A 20,719-nucleotide genomic window follows, 5' to 3' on the forward strand; every position below is an offset into this window, starting at 1 on the left:
CTCGTCTTGTGTCGGGTGGTTACTTGGCCAGCATCAGCTGCAGGCGGCTGCCCACGCGCTGTGCCAGGTCGGCGAGATCGCCAATGGAGTCGATCATGCGATACATGAACATCACGTTCACCGGCGGCAGCTCCGTCTCCCGGGCAAACAGCATCTCGCGGACCTCGCGCTGGGCGTCATCGGCCTCGTGCTCGAGGCTGTCGAGCTTCTGCAGGATGCGGTTGACGACCTCGACCTCGTGGCCGCGGAAACCGGCTTCCACCAGTTCGTCCAGTTCGTTGACCGCACGCCCCGCCTGGTCGACGGTGTCCACGCTGCGCTGCAGGAACCGCTGCACGGGCTCCTGCATGTCGTCGGGGAAACGCATCTGGCGGCCCAGCATCAGCCCGGCGATGTCCTTGGCCTTGTTGGCGATCTGGTCCTGGATGAGGAGGGTGTCGAGGACGTCGCGGCGCGACATGGCGAGCATCAGGCCCTTGGGCAGGTGCAGACGCAGATCCTTCTTCAGGCGGTCGGCGTCGTGTTCGAGCTCGACGATGCGCTCCTGATGGGTGCGGGCCGCATCCCAGTCTTCGCGATCCACCGCCTGAATGAACAGGGGCAGTTCCGCGATACAGGAACGGACCTTGTCCATGTGCGCCTGCAGCGGGCGCACCGGGGACCGGCCGAACAGCTCGAAGACAAAGTTCTTGGGGCTCATGGCGGCGCGAAGAGTGTCACAGACCTTTAATCTATCGCAAACGACCCCGCCGTGCTTACCGGGCGGCTCTGCGTTACACTCGGCTATGAGCTGGGGGTGCCCCCCGTTGTCGCGAGCGACGAGGGGGCTGAGAGAGTCCCCTTGAACCTGAACCGGTTAACACCGGCGGAGGGAAGCTCGGTCAACGGTCCGCTGCACCCGGGGTTCCTGCCCCCGCGATCGCCCTGCCCGCGCTCCCTTCGCCTCACGCGTCGCAGCAGAGGTCCGATCATGAGCGCCATCCCCGAGTCGTTTGCCCGCAAGACCGCCGAGGTCTCCGCCGAAGTCACCCGCCCGTTCCCGAACTCCGGGAAGCGTTACGTCCAGGGTTCGCGCGCGGATATCCGCGTGCCGTATCGCGAGGTCGCGCAGACGCCGACGATGACCTCCGGCACCCCCGAGGAGAACCCGCCGATCCCGGTCTACGACACCTCCGGCCCCTACACCGACCCCGAGGCGACCATCGACCTGCACCGGGGCCTGGCGGATCTGCGTGGTGGCTGGATCGACGAACGCGCGGACACCGAGTGGCTGGACGGCCCGAGCTCGGAGTACGGCCGTGCTCGCGCCGCCGACCCGGAACTGGCCAGCCTGCGCTTCGAGCACATCCGCCCGCCGCGCCGCGCGCAGGCCGGGGCGAACGTCTCGCAGATGCACTACGCCCGCCAGGGCCTCATCACCCCGGAGATGGAGTTCGTCGCCATCCGCGAGAACAACCGCCTCGAGGCGCTGCGCGCCGACCCGCGCTACCAGAAGTTGCTGCGAAGCCACGCCGGCGAGTCGTTCGGGGCCTCGATCCCCGAGGAGATCACGCCCGAGTTCGTGCGCGACGAGATCGCCCGCGGCCGCGCGATCATCCCCGCGAACATCAACCACCCGGAGCTCGAGCCGATGATCATCGGCCGCAACTTCCGGGTGAAGGTCAACACCAACATCGGCAACTCGGCGGTCTCCTCGTCGATCGAGGAAGAGGTCGAGAAGCTGGTGTGGTCCGCGCGCTGGGGCGGCGACACCCTGATGGACCTGTCTACCGGCAAGAACATCCACGAGACCCGCGAGTGGATCCTGCGCAACTCGCCGGTGCCGATCGGCACCGTGCCGATCTACCAGGCGCTGGAGAAGGTCGACGGCAAGCCCGAGGACCTGACCTGGGAGCTGTTCCGCGACACCCTGATCGAGCAGGCGGAACAGGGCGTGGACTACTTCACCATCCACGCCGGCGTGCGCCTGCAGTACGTGCCGCTGACCGCCGACCGCGTGACCGGCATCGTCTCGCGCGGCGGCTCGATCATGGCCAAGTGGTGCCTGGCGCATCACGAGGAGAACTTCCTCTACACCCGCTTCGACGAGATCTGCGAAATCATGAAGGCCTTCGATGTCTCGTTCTCGCTGGGGGACGGCCTGCGCCCCGGCTGCCTGGCCGACGCCAATGACGCCGCGCAGTTCGGCGAGCTGGAGACCCTGGGCGAGCTGACGCAGAAGGCCTGGGAACACGACGTGCAGGTAATGATCGAGGGCCCCGGTCACGTACCGCTGCAGAAGGTGAAGGAGAACATCGATAAGGAACTGGAGGACTGCTTCGAGGCGCCCTTCTACACCCTCGGCCCGCTGGTGACCGACATCGCCCCGGCCTACGACCACATCACCTCCGGCATCGGCGCGGCCAACATCGGCTGGTACGGCACCGCGATGCTCTGCTACGTGACACCGAAGGAACATCTGGGCCTGCCGAACAAGCAGGACGTGCGCGACGGCATCATCACCTACAAGATCGCCGCCCACGCCGCCGATCTGGCCAAGGGCTTCCCCGGCGCGCAGCTGCAGGACAACGCACTCAGCAAGGCGCGCTTCGAATTCCGCTGGGAGGACCAGTTCAACCTGGCGCTGGACCCGGAGCGCGCACGCGAATTCCACGACGAGACCCTGCCGAAGGAAGCGCACAAGGTCGCCCACTTCTGTTCCATGTGCGGCCCGAACTTCTGCTCGATGAAGATCACCCAGGACGTGCGCGACTACGCCGCGGCCCAGGGGCTTTCGGAACAGGAGGCGCTGGAAAAGGGCATGCAGGAGAAGGCGGTGGAGTTCGTCGAGAAGGGCGCGCAGATCTACCGCGAGGTGTGAGCCGCCGCGTTAGCGTACTTCGATGCGGTCGCGGCCATTCTTCTTGGCCGCGTACAGGGCCCGGTCGGCACGGTCGAAGGTGTCGACCCGGTCCTCGCCGGGTCGGTATTCGGTCACCCCGAAGCTCGCGGTGAGCGGCCCGACCGTCTCGAAGTCGAAGGCATTGATGCGGGCCTGCAGGTCGCGGGCGGCGGCCACGGCCTGGTCGGCCCGGGTCTGCGGCAGCAGCACGAAGAATTCCTCCCCGCCGATCCGCCCCGCGGCGTCCGCCTTGCGCAGGTGTTGGCGCAACAGTTCGGCGAACTGCTGCAGCACCGCGTCGCCGACGCTGTGGCCCCAGGTGTCGTTCACCGCCTTGAAGTGGTCGATATCCATCAGGATCACCGAGAACGGCTGGCCGTAGCGCTCGGCGCGGGCGCGCTCCTCCTCGAACCGCTGTTCGATGTGCGCGCGGTTCCACAGCGAGGTCAGCGAATCGATCTGCGCGGAATGCGCCAGCTCGCACTGCTGCAGGAACGTGGCCTTGAGCGCGCGTTCCAGGATGAAGGCGGCCAGCAACCCGAACGAGAAGGCCGCCAGTATCCAGAACAGATGCAGTTGCACCAGTCCGGTCGGCATCGGCAGCTGGATCGTCGCGGCAATCACCAGGGCGACGATCGTTCCGGCCGAAATCGAGGCCTGACGCAGCGGCAGTCCCGATACCGTGAAGGTCCAGATGATGCTCAGGTAGATCTCGGGGGCGAACACCAGAAACTGCGGCGAGCCCGCGTTCAGGTACAGATTGGCGGCATTCGCGACCACCGGCGCGATCATCAGCAGTGCCCACATCCAGCGCTGCAGGGAGGCCCGCAGGCTCATCGCCGCCACCGCCAGCAGCATGCCCGGGACCAGCAGGGCATGGGCGAAGACGCGCAGGCCGGTTGCGTCGGCGTCCACCGTCTGCTCGATACCGGCGTACAGCAGATACATCGCGGCGGTCAGAAGCGCGATGTAGCGAACCTGCGGGATGCGCGCGGCCCGCAGCCAGGCCGAGAACGCGTGGCGGGTCGCCTCGTCTTCGCCGTGCAGCGGATCCAGTCGGGCCCGCAGTGGTCGTTCCGTCTCCAAATTGACCCCCCGTTGCGAGACCGGCCTCCGCCGCCGGTGTGCCACCGGCGCACCATGGGCCCGCCACCATCATGATGCGGGTATTCACCGGAAAATGTCAGCCCGGCAGGAGCGATGGCCTCGCCTGGCGGGTTGACGCTGTGGGCCCGCTTCGGTAGGAAGAATGTCCATTGTCCGTCGGGTTTTCCGTCGCGGGCAATCACTCACGGTCGAGGTCCTTCCATGTTGCGAATCCGAACCCTCCCGGTGCTGTTTCTCGTGCTGGCCGTCGCCGGTCCCGGCTCCGTGGCGCTGGCCTTCGAGCGCGGCGATCCCGGGGACGTGGCCGTGCGTTCGGCCGAGCTGCGCGAGGCGCCCGGTCATCTGAGCGGGATCCGTGGTCATCTCGATTACGGCACCCGAGTCGAGGTCAGGGACCATAGCCAGGGATTTCTGCGGGTGCGCAGCGAGGCCGGCGAGGAGGGCTGGCTGCACCCGTCCGCGCTGAGCCGGGATCCGGTGATCCTGACGGAGGACGGAGACGACGTTGAACGGGACGCGGACCGCGACGAGATCGCGCTGGCCGGGCGCGGCTTCAACGAGGAGGTGGAAGAGCGCTATCGCCGTGAGCGCGGCCTGTCCTTTGCCCCGGTCGACCGGATGGAAGCCGGGGGAGCGGATCCCGAGGATCTGAGGGCATTCATCGAGCAGGGCGAGCTGCATCTGCCGGGGGGTGAGTGATGCGGGTCTGCAACGGATCATCCCTGCTGCCGTTGGTGTTCCTGGTACTGTCGCTGGCGCTGCTGGCGGGTTGCCGCACGGTCGCTTCGGTGGGTGCCGAGCTGGGGACCCGGACCGGCGTGCTGGATGCGCGGCAGGCCGAAAGCCTGCGCCAGACCGGTGAGCTGGCGGAGCGCAGCATGGAGGACTTCACCCCGGAGCAGGAATATTTCATCGGCCGCGCCGTGGCGGCCCGGGTGCTGGAGGACTACGCGGTACACGATGATCCGGCCGCACAGGCGTACCTCAACAACCTGGGCGGGGTCCTGGCCCTGCACTCGGAGCGCCCGAGCCTCTATCAGGGGTATTCCTTCCGCCTGCTGGATTCCGACGAGCTCAATGCCTTTGCCACCCCGGGCGGGCATATCTTCATCACCCGCGGCATGGCCCGGCTGGCGGAAACCGAGGACGAACTGGCGGCCATCCTCGCGCACGAGATCGCGCACGTGCAGGAGCGTCATGGCCTGCAGGCGATCCGCAGCTCGCGCGTGACCGCGGCGCTTACCAGTGCGGCGCTGACCGGGGCGCAGCTGGCGGGGGACGATGATCTGCGCGAGCTGACGGACATCTTCGAGGACTCCATCGACGACATCACCCGGACCCTGTTCGTGAATGGCTATTCGCGCGAGTTCGAGCGCGAGGCCGATGCCGGCGCGGTGGCCATCCTTGAGCGCACGGGCTATCGCCCCGAGGCGCTGACTCGCGTGCTGGAGCGCATGGATGACGAATGGGACCCGCAGGGCCCGGGATTCGCCCGCACCCATCCATCGCCCTCCAGGCGCATCGCGGAGCTGGGGCTGGAGCCGGCGGACTCGCGCAGCGAGGCCCGGGCCGAGCGTTTCTCGCGGTTCCGCGCGGCCCTCTGACGGCGACTCCGGATGTCCGCCAGCTCCCGCTCCGGAGGCCGTTTCCGGCGGGCCCTGATGACCGGGCTGCTGGCGGTCCTGCTGGCCCTGGTGGCGGAGCAGTCGGGCTGGCTCGACGGTCCGGAGCGGGCGGCCTACGACCTGCAGGCGCGCCTGCTGGCCGGGCTGATGCCTCCGGACCAGGACGACGAGGTCGTGCTGATCCTGGTCGACGAGCAGAGCCTCGAGTGGGCGCTGGATACCCAGGGCCAGGGCTGGCCATGGCCGCGCGAGTACCCGGCGGTGATCGCCGATTTCGCCCGTCGTGCGGGGGCCGCCTCGCTGACCTTTGATGTGCTCTACACCGACGATTCCCGTTTCGGCGTGCATGATGATCGCCGTTTTGCGCGGGCCGCCGAGGATTTCGGTCCGACGGTCTTCGCCGCGCTGTACGGCGAGGAGGCCGCCCGCCACGACCGGTTCCCGCAGGACGCGCCCGTCTCGTCCGCGACGGTGGAGGTGGAAGGGGCCGGCGGCGACGATTTCCCCGCGTTTTCCCGCGCGACCTTTCCGGTGCCCGAGCTTGCGCAATCGGCGGCGCGCATGGGCAACGTGCACATCACCCCGGATCCCGACGGGGTCTACCGCCGGGTTCCGCCGGTGACCCGCTTCGACGGGGAGCTGGTGCCGGGTCTGGGGCTGGCGGCCTTTCTTGCGGGAGCGGGGGAGTCGCCCGGTCTGCGGCTGGAGGACGACGGGCGGGCGCTGCGGGTGGGTGACCGGCGTCTGCCGCTGGACCCGGAGGGTCGCCTGATCCTGCGCTTCGACCGGCCGGGTGCGGAACGTACCCGGCTGCGGGCGGCCGCGGTCATCCAGAGCGAACTGCGGCTGGCGGCCGACGCCGGGGCTGATACGCCGATTGACCCCGCAGAACTCGAAGGCCGGCACGTAATGGTGGGGCTGTCGGCGGCCGGACTGTTCGACCTGCGACCGCTGCCGCTGGATCCGCGTGCGCCCGGCGTGGAGTTCCACGCGACCATGCTGGAGAACCTGACCGCGGGGCGTTTCATGCGCGAGGTCGACGCCACCCGGGCGCAGGTGCTGGTGGGCCTGCTGGCCTTTCTTCCGGCCTTCCTCGCCGGGCTGGGGCGCAGCAGCGCGAGCACGGCCCTGGCGATTGCGTTCGCCCTGGTGGCACCGGTGCTGCTGTCCGGCTTTGCGCATGCCGGCGGGGTCTGGCTGCCCCTGGTCGTGCCGCTGGTGGCCGGGCTGACGGGGACCGTGGGGGCCGCGGTCTACAACTATGCCCGCGAGGGCCGTGAACGGCGCTTCATCAAGGCGGCCTTCGCGCAGTATCTCAGCCCGCAGGTGATCGAGCGCCTGCTGGAGGAGCCCGATCGCCTGAAGCTGGGCGGCGAGCGCCGCGAACTCACCATCTTCTTCAGTGACCTGGAGGGGTTCACCAGCCTCAGCGAACGGCTGTCACCGGATGACCTCACGCGGCTGCTCAACGAGTACCTGACCGAGATGACCGACATCCTCACGGCCTGTGGCGCCACCATCGACAAGTACGAGGGCGATGCGATCATCGCCTTCTGGAACGCGCCGGTCGATGTCCCCGACCATCCACGCCGGGCGGTGGAGGCGGCGCTCGAATGTCAGCGCCGGCTGGCGGCCATGGCGCCGCGCCTGCGCGGGCGGGCCGGACGCGATCTCGCGATGCGCATCGGCGTGAACACCGGTGAGGCGGTGGTCGGCAACATGGGGTCGCGTACCCGTTTCGACTACACCATGCTGGGTGACGCGGTGAATCTGGCCGCGCGGCTGGAAGGGGCGAACAAGGTCTTCGGCACGTACACCCTGATCGCGGAGAGCACCGTACGGAAGCTCCCCGAAACGTTGTATTGCCGCGAGCTGGGCGAGATCCGCGTGGTCGGACGGGCGCGCCCGGTGCGGGTCTACGAGCCGGTCGCGCGGCTGGCCCTGGATGCGGCTCCCGAGCGCTACGAGGTCTTCGCCCGGGCGCTGCAGACCCTGAGGCAGGGCCGGGTGGAGGAGGCGCGAGCGCTGTTCGCGACCATTGCCGATCAGGACCCGCCCGCGGCACGCTACGTCGAACGCTGCACGCGACTGCTGGAACAGGGCGAGGCCGGCGACGGCGTCTGGGAGCTCGACGCGAAGTAGCCGCGCCGCGTTCAGAGCCCCTGGCGCAGGGTGCCCAGCAGCTGGCTCATGCTCGCGTCGATGTCCATCTCGACGATCGTGGTGATGGATACAAAGTTCTGCATGGCATTGATGTTGGCGTCGCGCCGCGATGCCAGGCGTATCCGCTCCATCAGGGCACGGTTGACCGTGTTCAGCTCCCGGTGCAGTTCCTGCAGCCCCTCCATGTCCCAGTCCGGCGATGCTTCGCCCTCCCGGCGGTCGAGGTACTGACGGACCAGATACGTCCCCGCCATGCGGTACAGCGTTTCCTCGAGGGTGGCGAACGGCAGGTGGAATTCCGCCAGCGGGCGCAGCCGCGACAGGATCGGGCAGGCGCCCGAGGCCATGATCAGCCCGAACAGCGAGCGCAGGAATTCCTGGACGTCGCATTCTTTCAGATAGCTGCGTGCGGGGGTGTCCACGCGGCCCCGGATGCGTTCCACCGACGGGCTGTCGGCGAAATGCCGGGCGATATCGGCGAACTCGATGGCCGCCGGGCAGTATTCCACGGTGCGCGCGTCCAGCGGACAGTTTTCGCACTGTCGGCATTCCAGACGGGTCCAGTCCGGATGGGCCTCGTCATTGTGGCGCGCCGGGTCCCGCGAGCGGTGGATATCCACCCGATAGCACCACTCGCTGCCGTCACTGCGTTCCAGGCGATAGGTGATTTCGCTCATCGCTTTCTCTTCCCGCCGCTTTCACCGTGTTTTTGTGAAGCCTATCACGCCTCGCCGGGCCTGCCGCTCCCGGCTCCCGCGGTTTCTTTTTCACGGAGTTTCTGATCCTGGCTAACGCCAGGCTCACGCTTCGGGGGTGTAATCCCGCACGGAGCATGACAGCATTAGCACCCGCTCCGGATCAGGGAATGGTTCCGGACGGGCCATATGGATATCCAGAGGGATGCTTCAATGCGCTTCGGAGTTGCCAGTCGCCTGCGTGGCGGCCTGATCGGGCTCGCACTCGTCACGGTCGTTGCGAGTATCGTTTCCCTCGTTTCCTTCGAACGCTTCGCGAGCAGTTTCGACGAACTGGCGGCGGAACAGGTGCCGGTGCTCATGGGGACCGGCAACCTGGTCCAGCGCAGCGAGGCGATCGTTTCCACGTCGGTCGGTCTGCTCACGGCCGGAGACCCGGCCGAGCGGGCTTCCGGTTTTGCCGAAATCGAGCGTTACAACGCCGATATCGGTGCCCTTCTGGAACAGATGCCGCGCAACCAGGTGGACCCGGCAACCCTCGAGGAACTCGATTTCCTGCGCGAAGACATGATGGGCTCGGTGCGTGCCCTGGAGGCGGTAATGGAGGAACATGCCGCTCACGAGGAGCGCACGCGGTCGGTGCTGGCCGATCTGCGCGAGGCGCGCAGCGGGCTGGGCCGTCTGCGCGATGACCCGGATTATCCGGCGAGCTGGCTGGGACGCGCCGGCATGGTGATCATGAGTCTGGCCATGGCCGCGACGGTGGACTCGCGTGAAGACCTGGCCCCGCTGCGCGAACAGGCCAGGGAACGCGTCGAGATCCTCGTCCGCGCGACGGAAGACCTGCCGCCGGCACTGCGCCCGCAGGCCCGGCAGCTGACCGCGGATCTGCGCCGGCTGGTCCACGGCGACACGGGACTGCTGGCCACGCGCGAAGGCCAGCTGCGTCAGGCGGAGGCGGTGCAGGCCGAGCTCGGTACGGTGCGCGCCCGCGCCGGCCGTCTGGTCAGCGAGCTGTCGATGCTCACCTTCGAGCTGGAAACCAGCGTGATCACGCGGCAGGAGGAGGTGCAGGAGCTCTCGGATCAGCGCATGACGGTGCTGGCCGCCACCATGGCCATCGGCCTCCTGCTGGCGGGGGCGATCATTCAGTACGTCAATCGCCGGGTCGTGCGCCGGCTGCAGTCCCTGCATCACGGCATGAACGGCTGTGTCGGCGGCGAAAACACCTCGGTTCCGGTTGAGGGCAACGACGAGATCGGCGACATCGGACGGGCCGCGAATTACTTCATCGACTCCGTGCGCCGACGCGAGGAGATGCTGGAGAAACTGTTCGATGCCACACCCCTGCCACTGGTGCTGTGCGAACCGGCCATGGGGGTCATCGAGCGGCACAATCGGCGTCTGACCGACCTGTTCGGACCCGATATCGAGAATGTCGGGATGCTGTTCGAAAACGCTCGGGACTGGGAGGAGCTGCGGGAGAACCTGGCCGGCGGGGCCTTCCTGGATCATCACGAGCTGCAGCTGCGGCGGGCCGACGGCAGCCCGTTCTGGGCCTTGATCTCCGCACGCCGGATCACCCTGGGCGAGCGTGAACTCCTGCTGCTCAGTGCGCTGGACATCTCGGCCCGCAAGCAGGCCGAAGCCGCGATGCGCGAGGCCAAGGAACGCGCCGAAGACGCCACGCGGGCGAAGTCCGAATTCCTGGCCAACATGAGCCACGAACTGCGCACCCCGCTGAACGCCATCATCGGCTACAGCGACATGCTGCTGGAAGAAGCCGAGGACATGGGCTTCAGCGATTTCGATGACGACCTCGAGAAGATCCGCTCCGCGGGGCGCCACCTGCTGATGCTCATCAACGACATCCTCGATATCTCCAAGATCGAGGCGGGCCGCATGCAGCTGTACCTGGAGGATCAGGAAGTCAGCCAGATCGCCTCCGAGGTCGAGGCGATGGTCACGCCGCTGGTGGGCAAGAACGGGAACCGGCTGGTTGTCGAGGGCGCCGAGGGTGCCGGCACCATGCATACCGATGTCACCAAGCTGCGTCAGTGCCTGTTCAACCTGCTCTCCAACGCCGCCAAGTTTACCGAGAACGGGGAGATTCGCCTGGAGATCGAGACGAGCCCGGACGCCTCGGACCCCGAGGCCGACCGGTTGTATTTTCACGTGAGCGACACCGGGATCGGCCTCAGCGAGGATCAGATGGCCCGGCTGTTCCGTTCGTTTTCCCAGGCGGATGCCTCCACCACCCGCAAGTACGGGGGGACCGGTCTGGGGCTCGCCATCACTCGTCACTTCGCCCGCATGATGGGCGGAGACGTCACCGTCAGCAGCGAGCCGGGTGCGGGATCCACCTTCACCGTGGAACTGCCGCGCGTTTCCAGCGAGTCGGCGCCGGAGCCGAGCGAGGGCACCGGCACCCTCCTGCTGTTCGACCAGGACGAGAACCTCTACCGCATGATCGGTGGCGGGCTGGAGGAGGAAGGCTACTCGGTGGTGTTCGCCAGCACCGTGGACGAGGCGCTGAAAAAGGTCGAGGAGGTGCACCCGGACCTGATCGCGGTGGGCTGCCAGATGGAGCAGGGCAACGGCTGGACGCTGGTGATCACGCTCAAGCAGATGCCCGGGGCTTCGGAGATCCCGCTGATCATGGTGGGTCAGCGCGAGGATGGCGACTCCGCCCATGCACTGCCCCTGGGCAACGTGGTCACAAAGCCGGTGGATACGCGTCACTTGATGCAGATCATCAACCGTCATGGCAAACCGGGCGATGGTGACCACGTTCTGGTTGTGGATGACGACCCCGATGCCCGGGCCGTCCTGGAACGGCTCCTGGACCGCGAAGGAATCGCCACCGCACCGGCGGGGGATGGCATTGAGGCGCTGGAGTCCATGGGGAAAAAACGCCCCTCGATGCTCCTGCTGGATCTGATGATGCCGAATCTGGACGGCTTCGGCGTGCTCGAGGCCATGCAGGGGGACCCCGAGCTGCGTGATGTGCCGGTGGTCGTCATCACCGCCAAGGACCTGGAGCCGGACGAGGCGCGTCAGCTTCAGGAACGAACGCTCCGGGTCCTGCGCAAGGGGCAGTACGACCGGCGGGCCCTGCTGGAGATGATCAAGAACCGGCTGGTCCGCGAGGAGGCCGCTGCGGGTGCGGCCGTCGCCGAAACCGAAACCGCCGGAACCGACGCATGAAGACTCGCTCTCGGGAGGTCACGTGGCAGCAAGAGACGCGCGCGCCAGGCGCCTGAAACTGACGGCCGCCGCCTGTTGCTGCGGCGTGATACTGGCACTCGGATATCCGGCCCTCGCTGTCGCCGATCCCGAACGGGACCTGCGCGTGGCCACCCGGGCTCTGAGCTTCCTGGACCACCGGCCCAGTGGGGACATGCCCGTAGCCGTGGTTTACGCCGCCGGCGATTCCGCTTCCGAGGCTCATGCGCGTCGCATGGCCGATGCGATGGGCGACGGCGGCCCGCAGGGGCGGATCCGTCTCGTGCCGACCCTGATGGCAGCCGACGAGCTGGGGGCCCTGGACCGCCAGGAAGCCGTCCTGATCGCTGACGGTCTCGCCGACGATCAGGCCATGGAGGTCTTCTCCGCTGCGAGCCGGCGCGGCCTGATCACCATCGCTTCGGACATGGCATGCGTGGATGCGGGCCATTGCGTGATGGCGGTGGCCAGTGAGCCGCGGGTCCAGATCGTCGTCAGCCGCGACGCGGCCCGGGAAAGCGATGTGGGCTTTGCATCCTCCTTCCGCATGATGATCACCGAACGATGATGGCCGCCGTTATGAACCTTAATCCCCTCCCTTCCGGTTTCGACTTTCGCGTTCGCCCGCTCGCCATTGGCGTTGCCCTGCTGTCCGCGGGAATGGCCCCCGCGCCGGCGCTGGCCCAGGCCATCGATTACGGTGCGCTGGAAGATCTGTTTCAGGAGCCGGTGACCACCAGCGCCACCGGGTCTCCGCAGCGCAGCACCGAGGTGCCGGCGGACATGGAGATCATCTCCGCCGAAGATATCCGCCGTTCCGGCGCGACCGACATCCCGGAACTGCTGCGTCAGGTTCAGGGGGTGGATGTCTGGCGGCACAGCTTCGCCGCGGTGGACGCTACCGTGCGCGGCTATAACCGCCCGTATTCCCAGCGTCTGCTGGTGCTGATTAACGGCCGTCAGGTCTACAAGGACTACTGCGGCTACACCAGCTGGGGCGCGCTGCCGGTCAATCTGTCCGAGATCCGGCAGATCGAGGTGGTGAAGGGTCCCAACGCGGCGCTGTTCGGCTTCAATGCCGTCGGCGGTGTGGTCAACATCATCACCTACAGCCCGCTCTATGACGATCACAACAACGTGACCGTCCGCGCCGGCAACCACGGGTATCAGGAGGTTTCCCTCACCCACACGGCCCAATTCGGGGACGTCGGCGGGGCCCGGATCTCGCTGGGTGGTTACGGCGCCGACGAGTTCGACACCGATGCGCACCCGGTGGATGAACCTTTCCGGCTGGATCGCTCGCGGCGCCGGCATGCCGCCGTCGATACACTCTTCCAGGTCAGTGACCGGACGCAGGTGGGCATCGAGGCGACCACCGTGCGTTCGGACCAGACGAACCTGCTGCCGTTCTACGGCCTGACCCAGGCGAAGTACGACAACCAGTCGCTGCGGGTGAACCTGGGGGCCGATACCGACTTCGGCCTGATCGAGGCGACGGCCTACCAGAACGTCACTCACGTGGACATGAACAATGCGTTCATCGGCGACACCCAGATCGACAACCGCATTACCGTTGCACGCGTCCAGAACCTCATCAAGCCCGCCAGCGATCATACTTTTCGCATGACCGGCGAGTTTCGCCGGAACGTCCTCTACAGCCTGCCGTTCGAAGGCGGCAAGGTGAGCTACGACGTCTGGGCTGCGGGCGGCATGTGGGACTGGCAGATCACCCCGCGTCTGACCCTGAACAACGCCGTGCGCTACGACCGCCTGAGTTCGGGGCGCAGTGGCAGGCTGCCCGATACCTGGCTGTACGAGCAGGATGACTATGACGTTACGCTCAACGAGGTCAGCTGGAACAGCGGTCTGGTCTTCCGTGCCACGGACAACGACACCTTCCGCCTGCTGGCGGGCAGCGGGGTCCAGCTGCCGTCGATGATCGAGGGGAGCTTCATGTTTCTGCTCGATCCCAACGATTACGGCATCACCCAGATGGGCAACCTCGCCGGGGGTGCCGGCAGCCCCGAGGTGGAACCCACCCGTGTCACCAATGTCGCGCTGACCTGGGATCGGGAGATCCCGCAATGGGATGCCAGCCTCAAGACCTCGGTCTTTCACACCCGCAACAAGGACCTCAAGAGCGTCCCGGGGATTCGCCCCGACACAATGGTCGATCAGGTCCCCTACGTGATGTTCACCAACGTGGGCGATTCCTCCGCCAGCGGCTTCGAGGTCGGTCTGAGCCGGACCACGCGCAACTGGATCATGGAGGGCAGCTACGCCTACCTGCGCGTCAGCGATGACCTCGACGATTCCGTCTACGGTCCCGACGGGAGCCCGGTCAAGGCCATCGACTACGAGGACAGCGGCTCGCGGCACAAGATCAACGCCCGTCTGGGCTACGCGACCGGCCCGTGGGAGTTCGATCTCTACGGCAACTACGTGAGTGGATACTCCCTGCTGGAAAGCGGTGGAAGCCCGTTCGAGATGCGTGAAGTGGAGGTCCCGAGCTACACCCTGTTCAGCGGGCGGATCGGGTACCAGTTCACCGACAACGCTTCGCTTGCACTGTCGGCGCAAGGCTTCAACACTTCCAGCCACCGCGAAAGCGCTGCGCCCGAAGTCGAGCGCCGCGTGCAGATGACCCTGTCGGTCGATTACTGAGAGCGAGAGCAGCCATGGGTAACCGGATCCTTCTGGTCGAGGACAACGAGATGAACCGCGACATGCTTTCGCGGCGCCTGACCCGCAAGGGCTTCGAGGTGACCACTGCCGAGGACGGCGCCACGGGCGTGCAGCTGGCCCGGGACGAACGCCCCGATCTGATCCTGATGGACATGAGCCTGCCGGTGATGGATGGCTGGGAAGCCAGCCGGACGCTCAAGGGGGAGGCGGATACGGCCGTCATCCCGATCATCGCCCTCACGGCGCATGCGATGACCGGCGATCGCGAGAAGGCCCTGGAGGCCGGCTGCGATGACTTCGACACCAAGCCGGTGGAGCTCCCGCGTCTGCTGGAGAAGATCCACGCCCATCTGGATGGAACCGGGGCCTCGGCATGAGTGGCGGGTCCGGTCCGGATGTCCGCCAGGCCTCCAGCCATGCCGATGATCCGCAGGAGGCCATCGCCGAGGTAGCTGCCGGACTCGATGCGTCCGACGCCTCGGTGGTCTTTCTCTTCTGCTCCGCGCGCTACGACCGCAACGCCCTCGGCCGGGCGATTGCCGGGGCGTTTCCCGACCGTCCGGTGGTGGCCTGCACCACGGCCGGTGAACTTAGCGGCTCCACGGGCTATGTGGCCGGCAGCGTGACCGGGGCCTCGATCCGCTCGCCGCGTCTGCGGGTGGCCACCCGGCTGATCGCGCCGCTGGAGGGGTTTGACGCGAACCGGTCCACCGAAACCGTTCAGACGCTGGTGGACGAGGTGGCCACGGACGGCCTCGACCCGGAACGCCAGTTCGCACTGCTGCTGATCGACGGCCTGTCCATGCAGGAGGAGGCCGTGGCCGCCACGCTGCATGGCAGTCTTCACGGAGTGGGCCTGTTCGGTGGTTCGGCGGGTGACGAAATGCGCTTCGAGGGTACCGCGGTGTATCACGACGGGGCCTTCCACGGGGGCGCGGCGGTCGTTGCGATGTTCGATTCCGGCCATCCGTTCCATCTGTTCCGGTTTCAGCATTTCGAGCCCACCGACATCCGCATGGTTACGACCGCCGCCGATCCGGCGTCACGCACGGTCCACGAAATCGACGGCATGCCGGCGGCCGAGGCCTACGCGCGTGCGGTGGGGGTGGATCCCGCCGAGCTGGACGGCCATGTGTTCGCGCGCCACCCGGTGATGCTGCGGGTCGGCGGGGAATGGTATGTGCGTTCCATTCAGCAGGCCCTCTCCGATGGCAGTCTCACCTTCTATTGCGCGATCGATGATGGTCTGGTGCTGGCCCTGGGCCGCGGAGTGGACCTGGCCCGGAGCATCCGCGAGAGCTTCGACCGCCTCCGTGAAACCCACGGCGAACCCGGTTTCCTGCTGGCCTGCGACTGCATCTTCCGGCGCATGGAACTGACCGACCTTGATGCCCTGGAGGCCGGTTCCGCGAGCCTTCGCGGCCTGCCGCTGATCGGATTCAACACCTACGGCGAGCAGTTCCGCGGACTGCATGTCAATCAGACCCTGACCGGGGTGATGCTGGGGACCGATGAACGCTGAAGACGACAACCGCATCCGGGAGCTGGAAGCGGAACTCGAGCGCAAGGACCGCATCATCGCCGCGCTGATGCGCCGCGTGGAACGCGCGGTGGACGATGCGGGCGACAGCTTCTCGCTGTTCGAGCGCAACGCCGCGCTGGAATCCACCGCCCGCGAGCGCATGGTGCAGCTGGAACAGGCCAATCATCGCCTGACGGATTCGGAGGAACGGCTGCGGCGGGTCTTCGACAACGTCCAGGAGATCCTCTTCGAGACCGACGGCGAGCGGCGGATCGTGATGCTCAACCCGGCCTGGGAACGCATTACGGGGATTCCGGCCGCCCGCTGTCTGGGGCGTGACTGGATCGAGATCCTGCATCCGGAGGACCGCGACAAGGGGCTGGCCCGCTGTGCGCCGTTCATGGAAGGCAGCACCGCGGACTGCACCGAGACCCTGCGCATCACCTGCGAGGACGGCAGCGTGCGCTGGATGGACGTGCGCATGGCGCGGTCGACCGACCGCGACGGGAACACGGTGGGGACCATCGGCACCATGGCCGACGTGACCCGTCAGCATGAAGCGGTGGAACAGATCCGCCAGGCGCGGGAGGCCGCCGAGGCCGCCAATCAGGCCAAGAGCGCCTTCCTCGCCAACATGAGCCATGAACTGCGCACTCCGCTGAACGCCATCATCGGTTACGCCGAAATCCTCAGTGAGGAGGCCGGGGATGCGGGTGTCGGCGAGCTCGCCGGTGACGCGGACAAGATCATCAGTGCCGGTCGCCATCTGCTGTCCCTGATCAACGACATCCTCGACATCTCCAAGATCGAGGCCGGGCGCATGGATCTCTATCTCGAGGATTTCAGTCTGGCCCCCGAGATTGACCAGGTGCTCGCGACCGTGCGCCCCCTGGTCGAGTCGCGGGGCAACGAGCTGAGGCTCGAGAACGGGACGCGACACGAGACCATCCATGCGGACCTGACCAAGCTGCGCCAGATCCTGTTCAACCTGCTGTCGAATGCCGCCAAGTTCACCGACCATGGCGAGATCCGCCTGGCCGTCCGGGACGGCGAGGATGGTGCGCTCGAGTTCGAAATCCGGGATACCGGGATCGGCATTACCGAGGAGCAGCTCGCGCGCCTGTTCCAGCCGTTCACCCAGGCCGATGCGTCCACCACGCGCAAGTACGGCGGTACGGGCCTCGGGCTCTCCCTCAGCCGGCATTTCGCCCGGATGATGGGCGGTGACATCGAGGTCAGCAGCGAACCCGGTGAGGGCTCGACCTTCGTGGTGCGCCTGCCGCTGCAGGGTGAGGTACCCGAAGCCGGCCGGGATGCCTCCGGCTCCGCCGCGGTGGCACCACCGTCCGCGCGAAGCTGCCGCCCCGGGCATGTACTGGTGATCGACGACGATGCCAGCGTGCGCGACCTGATTCGGCGCAGCCTGGCCACGGAAGGCTACCAGGTGACGCTGGCCACCGGGGGCGAGGAAGGGCTGCGCCTGGCCCGCGAGCAGCGCCCGGACCTGATCACCCTGGACGTGATGATGCCCGCCATGGACGGCTGGGCGGTGATGACCGCGCTGAAAAACGACCCCGACACCCGCGACATCCCGGTCATCATGCTCAGCATGCTGCGCGACCGGGACATGGGGTTCATGCTGGGGGCGGCCGACTATGTCACCAAGCCCGTAGAACGGCATTACCTGCTCGAGGCCGTCGGTCGGCAGATGCCCCCGCCCTGCGCCTGGGGCGCAACCCCGGAGACCTGCGAACGATCGCCGGGCTGCGGCTGTACCTGCACGGTCCTGGTGGTCGAGGACGATGCCGAGACCCGCGAAATGATCCGTCGCCAGCTCGACTGCGAGGGCAGCCGGGTGATCGAGGCCGAGGACGGCCAGGCGGGGCTGTCCCGCCTCGAAGAGCGGGACGGCCGGATCGACCTCATCCTGCTCGACCTGATGCTCCCGGGCATGGATGGTTTCGCCTTTCTCGACCAGCTGCAGCGTCACGAGCGCTGGGGGGAGATTCCGGTGCTGGTGCTTACTGCCCGGGATCTTTCCGCCGCGGAACGCGGCCGGCTTCTCGAGCGGGTAGAAGATATCTTCCAGAAGGGCGCCGTCAGCCGTGACGACCTGCTGGCGGCCATCCATTCCCACGTCGACCGCCACGCCTCCGCCAGCAACACGGATCACGGGCAATGAACGCGGCGAACACCAATATCCGTCATGACCTGCGCACGCCGGTGAACCACATCATCGGTTACGCCGAGATGGTCCAGGAAGACCTGGAGGATGCCGGCATCGATGGTGGTTCGGGGCAGCAGTTGAGCGCCCTGGTGCAGAAGGCCCACGAGCTCCTCGAACAGGTCAATCGCATTCGCACCCCGGAGGAAGGCGGGCCGCCGCTGGAAGACCAGTTTGCTGAATGGACCGACGTGCTGTCCGAGCTGACCCGGCTGCATTCCGATGTCCGCGCCGCAGTTCCGGAGACCGGAGCCGGGAGCCTGCACGGAGATGTCGACAAGATCGGAGACGCGATCAACCATCTGGCCGATATGGTGCGTGCCGGCAGCCGTACGCGTCTTGCCGATCCCGATCCCGATCCCGATCCCGATCCAGGTCCCGGCCCCGAGGTCTCCGGGCCCGGCGATGCCACGGGCGCTTCATCCGACGCCCTGCCCGGGGATGCGCCGGAAGACGCGCCGCGGATCCTGGTGGTCGACGACAACCCTTCCAACCTCGAGATCCTCGCCCGGCGGCTGGAGCGCGAAGGGTATCGCGTGTCGGCGGTGACCAGCGGCTTCCACGCCCTGGCCCGGCTGGGTGATGAAACCTTCGACCTGATCCTGCTGGACGTGGTCATGCCGGACATGGATGGCCAGGAGGTGCTGGACCGGGTGCGCCGCAAGTACGGCCCGACCGAATTGCCAGTGATCATGGTGACCGGACTGTACAACAGCGACAGTATCGTCCAGGCGCTCAATGCCGGGGCCAATGACTACATCACCAAACCGGTGGACTTCCCCGTGGCCCTGGCGCGCATCCGCACGCATCTCCAGCTGGGCGAGCTGGCGCGTGATCTGGCCGCGGCCAACGAGCGGCTGTTCCGGTATTCCTACATGGACGGTCTGACTGCGATCCCCAATCGGCGGCATTTCGACGAACACTATGCCCGCGAGTGGGATCGTGCCCGACGGGAGTCGCTGCCCATTGCCGTGGTCCTGATGGACATTGACTACTTCAAGCCCTTCAACGACTACTACGGCCATGAGGCCGGTGACCGGGTCCTCAAGGAAGTGGGGCGCGCCCTGGACGCGACCCCGCGGCGCAGTTCCGATCTGGTCGCCCGCTACGGCGGCGAGGAATTCGTGGCGGTGCTCCCGGGTGCGGAACCGAGCGATGCCCGCGACTTCGCCGAGCGCCTGCGGGCGTCGGTGGAGGCCCTGGGGCTGGAACACAGCCAGTCCGGTGCTGCCGCGCATGTGACGCTGAGCGTGGGCGTCGCCGGGGAGCGGCCGGTCACGGGGGGTGACGAGGCGGACGACCGGCGCCGTCAGCTGCTCCTGCGCGCGGACGAGGCCCTGTACGAGGCGAAAGAAGGCGGGCGGAACCAGGTCCGCTGTGCGCCCGATCCGGCATAGGGGGAGAGGACCGGATCGGGGGGCCCGACTCGTGCCCCCTGCAAACATGCAGGTAAGTTCGCGCGGTTCGGCTGCTACACTTCGGCAAGGCGTCGGCGGCTGCGGGCGACCTGCCACTGAGGGAGAGAAAAAGGGGAATCATGAACGAGACAACCAGTACGACCGGCGTGCGCGAACTCATCGAGCCGGTTTATCGCGGCAAATTCTGGATGCAGCTGATCGGGGTCATGCTGATCCTGTCCGGGGTGCTCACGGCCCTGTCGATCATCGGCATCATCGTGGCCTGGATCCCGATCTGGGCCGGCGTGGTGCTGATGCAGGCCGCCGGCAGTTTCGCCCGCGCCTACGAGCGCGATGACGAGCTGGAGGCGAAGAATGCCATGGGCCGGCTGCGCACCCACTTCACCATCATGGGCGTGCTCCTGCTGGTCTACATCCTGCTGATGGTGCTGGGTTTCCTGTTCGGCATCGGCGCGGGGATGATGGGCATGAGCGAGCTTCAGGGCATGTAACCCGGGCAGTCGGGCCGCCAGCCGCGGCCCATTGCCTTTTGCGGCCCGTCGTCATAGCTTCTCCGGTATGTTCATCGTCCAGAACGGAGGTTCGTGATGACCCGCTCGCCAGCCGTGCTGTTCGCCGTTTCGCTTCTGCTCCCCGTTCCCGCGCTGGCCGGGCCGGATGCCGGTGAGGCGGAAGCCGATGCCTTCACGCGTGCCTACGCGGATTCCTGCCTGAGCGGAGTGAGCGATCTGGAGGCACTGCGGGCCGAACAGGAGGAAGACGATCTGCTGCGTCCGGAGCTGGCCGCGCCGTTTCTGGGCGGACAGGAAGGCGAAGCCTGGCGTCTGGAGTCCGAGGCCGGGCGTTTCGTGCTGGCCCTTCCCGAGGGTGACACGTTCTGTGCGGTGCACGCGCGTCGCGCCGATGTCGAGCATGCGCACGAGGCGTTCGTGCGTCTGATCTCGGAGGCCCCCGACCCGATCGAGGCCCGTGAGGTCCGCGATGACACCCGGGAGGTGCCGGGGCGCGGCCCGACGCGTACCGTATCCTGGGAATGGGCGGTGCCCGAAGCCCCTCTCAAGCAGCTGTTCACCCTGAGCCTGGCCCCGGCCGACGATGACGGCCGGGGCCAGCTGATGGGGTCGGCGGCCCTGGTGACCGCGGACGACGACTGATTCGCTCCGGGGCCGTTGCT

At 67.1% G+C, this 20,719-nt stretch carries 16 protein-coding genes and 1 riboswitch; of the genes, 13 read left to right on the plus strand and 3 right to left on the minus strand.

The genetic code is table 11. The features are described 5' to 3' along the window. Positions 1 to 19 precede the first annotated feature (19 nt). Positions 20 to 700 carry a TIGR00153 family protein gene (locus F620_RS0102765; protein WP_019569365.1) on the minus strand — a complete coding sequence of 227 codons (681 nt, stop codon included), beginning with the start codon at positions 698 to 700 and terminating at the stop codon, positions 20 to 22. A gap of 82 nt (positions 701 to 782) precedes the next feature. After that, positions 783 to 891: riboswitch (TPP riboswitch) on the plus strand. Between the two features lie 79 nt (positions 892 to 970). On the opposite strand from F620_RS0102765, the gene thiC reads away from it, so the two are divergent. After that, the gene (gene thiC, locus F620_RS0102770) at positions 971 to 2,860 is read left to right on the plus strand and encodes a phosphomethylpyrimidine synthase ThiC (RefSeq protein ID WP_019569366.1); all 1,890 of its coding nucleotides are present in this window, start codon (positions 971 to 973) and stop codon (positions 2,858 to 2,860) included. A 9-nt stretch (positions 2,861 to 2,869) separates the two neighbouring features. Here the strand turns inward: thiC and F620_RS0102775 are convergent, their stop codons facing one another. Next, positions 2,870 to 3,967 (minus strand): diguanylate cyclase, encoded by a 1,098-nt coding sequence (locus F620_RS0102775; RefSeq protein WP_018868845.1) that lies wholly within the window; start codon positions 3,965 to 3,967, stop codon positions 2,870 to 2,872. Between the two features lie 222 nt (positions 3,968 to 4,189). Here F620_RS0102775 and F620_RS0102780 point away from each other — a divergent pair, with 222 nt between their 5' ends. The 3 genes from F620_RS0102780 to F620_RS0102790 are packed head-to-tail and all read left to right on the plus strand — an operon-like array spanning position 4,190 to position 7,755. Next, positions 4,190 to 4,687 carry an SH3 domain-containing protein gene (locus tag F620_RS0102780; protein WP_231373858.1) on the plus strand — a complete coding sequence of 166 codons (498 nt, stop codon included), beginning with the start codon at positions 4,190 to 4,192 and terminating at the stop codon, positions 4,685 to 4,687. Then, complete coding sequence (locus F620_RS0102785; RefSeq protein WP_018868843.1) at positions 4,687 to 5,592, plus strand: M48 family metalloprotease; 906 nt, start codon at positions 4,687 to 4,689, stop codon at positions 5,590 to 5,592. The genes F620_RS0102780 and F620_RS0102785 overlap by 1 nt, the downstream gene beginning before the upstream one ends. Positions 5,593 to 5,649: 57 nt before the next feature. Next, entirely contained in the window at positions 5,650 to 7,755 is a 2,106-nt protein-coding gene (locus F620_RS0102790; protein WP_026331290.1) for an adenylate/guanylate cyclase domain-containing protein, read from the plus strand. Positions 7,756 to 7,766: 11 nt separating this feature from the next. Here F620_RS0102790 and F620_RS0102795 read toward each other — a convergent pair whose 3' ends face one another. Then, positions 7,767 to 8,453, minus strand: a complete 687-nt coding sequence (locus F620_RS0102795; protein ID WP_019569369.1) for a hypothetical protein — start codon at positions 8,451 to 8,453, stop codon at positions 7,767 to 7,769. Between the two features lie 231 nt (positions 8,454 to 8,684). Between F620_RS0102795 and F620_RS0102800 the strand changes: the two genes are divergently transcribed. The 9 genes from F620_RS0102800 to F620_RS0102840 all read left to right on the plus strand — a co-directional run bounded on the left by F620_RS0102800 (position 8,685) and on the right by F620_RS0102840 (position 20,699). Beyond that, positions 8,685 to 11,678 carry a response regulator gene (locus F620_RS0102800; RefSeq protein WP_019569370.1) on the plus strand — a complete coding sequence of 998 codons (2,994 nt, stop codon included), beginning with the start codon at positions 8,685 to 8,687 and terminating at the stop codon, positions 11,676 to 11,678. Between the two features lie 22 nt (positions 11,679 to 11,700). Beyond that, positions 11,701 to 12,264: a hypothetical protein gene (locus F620_RS0102805; protein ID WP_231373390.1), complete on the plus strand. Its 564-nt coding sequence runs from the start codon at positions 11,701 to 11,703 to the stop codon at positions 12,262 to 12,264. Positions 12,265 to 12,275: 11 nt separating this feature from the next. Beyond that, complete coding sequence (locus F620_RS0102810) at positions 12,276 to 14,360, plus strand: TonB-dependent siderophore receptor (protein WP_231373859.1); 2,085 nt, start codon at positions 12,276 to 12,278, stop codon at positions 14,358 to 14,360. 14 nt (positions 14,361 to 14,374) lie between these two features. Beyond that, the gene (locus F620_RS0102815) at positions 14,375 to 14,758 is read left to right on the plus strand and encodes a response regulator (RefSeq protein WP_018868837.1); all 384 of its coding nucleotides are present in this window, start codon (positions 14,375 to 14,377) and stop codon (positions 14,756 to 14,758) included. Next, positions 14,755 to 15,903 carry an FIST N-terminal domain-containing protein gene (locus tag F620_RS0102820; RefSeq protein ID WP_019569373.1) on the plus strand — a complete coding sequence of 383 codons (1,149 nt, stop codon included), beginning with the start codon at positions 14,755 to 14,757 and terminating at the stop codon, positions 15,901 to 15,903. The genes F620_RS0102815 and F620_RS0102820 overlap by 4 nt, the downstream gene beginning before the upstream one ends. Further along, on the plus strand, positions 15,893 to 18,085 hold the full coding sequence (locus F620_RS0102825; protein WP_019569374.1) for a response regulator: 2,193 nt from the start codon (positions 15,893 to 15,895) through the stop codon (positions 18,083 to 18,085). Before F620_RS0102820 ends, F620_RS0102825 begins: the two co-directional genes overlap by 11 nt. Then, complete coding sequence (locus tag F620_RS0102830) at positions 18,082 to 19,524, plus strand: diguanylate cyclase (RefSeq protein ID WP_019569375.1); 1,443 nt, start codon at positions 18,082 to 18,084, stop codon at positions 19,522 to 19,524. The genes F620_RS0102825 and F620_RS0102830 overlap by 4 nt, the downstream gene beginning before the upstream one ends. A gap of 140 nt (positions 19,525 to 19,664) precedes the next feature. Continuing rightward, complete coding sequence (locus tag F620_RS0102835; RefSeq protein ID WP_018868833.1) at positions 19,665 to 20,036, plus strand: DUF5362 family protein; 372 nt, start codon at positions 19,665 to 19,667, stop codon at positions 20,034 to 20,036. A gap of 96 nt (positions 20,037 to 20,132) precedes the next feature. Continuing rightward, positions 20,133 to 20,699, plus strand: a complete 567-nt coding sequence (locus F620_RS0102840; RefSeq protein WP_019569376.1) for a hypothetical protein — start codon at positions 20,133 to 20,135, stop codon at positions 20,697 to 20,699. Positions 20,700 to 20,719 lie beyond the last annotated feature (20 nt).

Source organism: Thioalkalivibrio sp. ALE11, from assembly GCF_000381205.1.
Taxonomy (GTDB): Bacteria; Pseudomonadota; Gammaproteobacteria; order Ectothiorhodospirales; family Ectothiorhodospiraceae; genus Thioalkalivibrio.

Bases quoted from the DNA above. Each gene is read 5' to 3' on its own strand.
- F620_RS0102765 (WP_019569365.1), bottom strand. From the start codon at position 700: ATGAGCCCCAAGAACTTTGTCTTCGAGCTGTTCGGCCGGTCCCCGGTG.
- thiC (WP_019569366.1), top strand. From the start codon at position 971: ATGAGCGCCATCCCCGAGTCGTTTGCCCGCAAGACCGCCGAGGTCTCC.
- F620_RS0102780 (WP_231373858.1), top strand. From the start codon at position 4,190: ATGTTGCGAATCCGAACCCTCCCGGTGCTGTTTCTCGTGCTGGCCGTC.
- F620_RS0102785 (WP_018868843.1), top strand. From the start codon at position 4,687: ATGCGGGTCTGCAACGGATCATCCCTGCTGCCGTTGGTGTTCCTGGTA.
- F620_RS0102790 (WP_026331290.1), top strand. From the start codon at position 5,650: ATGACCGGGCTGCTGGCGGTCCTGCTGGCCCTGGTGGCGGAGCAGTCG.
- F620_RS0102795 (WP_019569369.1), bottom strand. From the start codon at position 8,453: ATGAGCGAAATCACCTATCGCCTGGAACGCAGTGACGGCAGCGAGTGG.
- F620_RS0102800 (WP_019569370.1), top strand. From the start codon at position 8,685: ATGCGCTTCGGAGTTGCCAGTCGCCTGCGTGGCGGCCTGATCGGGCTC.
- F620_RS0102810 (WP_231373859.1), top strand. From the start codon at position 12,276: ATGAACCTTAATCCCCTCCCTTCCGGTTTCGACTTTCGCGTTCGCCCG.
- F620_RS0102815 (WP_018868837.1), top strand. From the start codon at position 14,375: ATGGGTAACCGGATCCTTCTGGTCGAGGACAACGAGATGAACCGCGAC.
- F620_RS0102820 (WP_019569373.1), top strand. From the start codon at position 14,755: ATGAGTGGCGGGTCCGGTCCGGATGTCCGCCAGGCCTCCAGCCATGCC.
- F620_RS0102825 (WP_019569374.1), top strand. From the start codon at position 15,893: ATGAACGCTGAAGACGACAACCGCATCCGGGAGCTGGAAGCGGAACTC.
- F620_RS0102830 (WP_019569375.1), top strand. From the start codon at position 18,082: ATGAACGCGGCGAACACCAATATCCGTCATGACCTGCGCACGCCGGTG.
- F620_RS0102835 (WP_018868833.1), top strand. From the start codon at position 19,665: ATGAACGAGACAACCAGTACGACCGGCGTGCGCGAACTCATCGAGCCG.
- F620_RS0102840 (WP_019569376.1), top strand. From the start codon at position 20,133: ATGACCCGCTCGCCAGCCGTGCTGTTCGCCGTTTCGCTTCTGCTCCCC.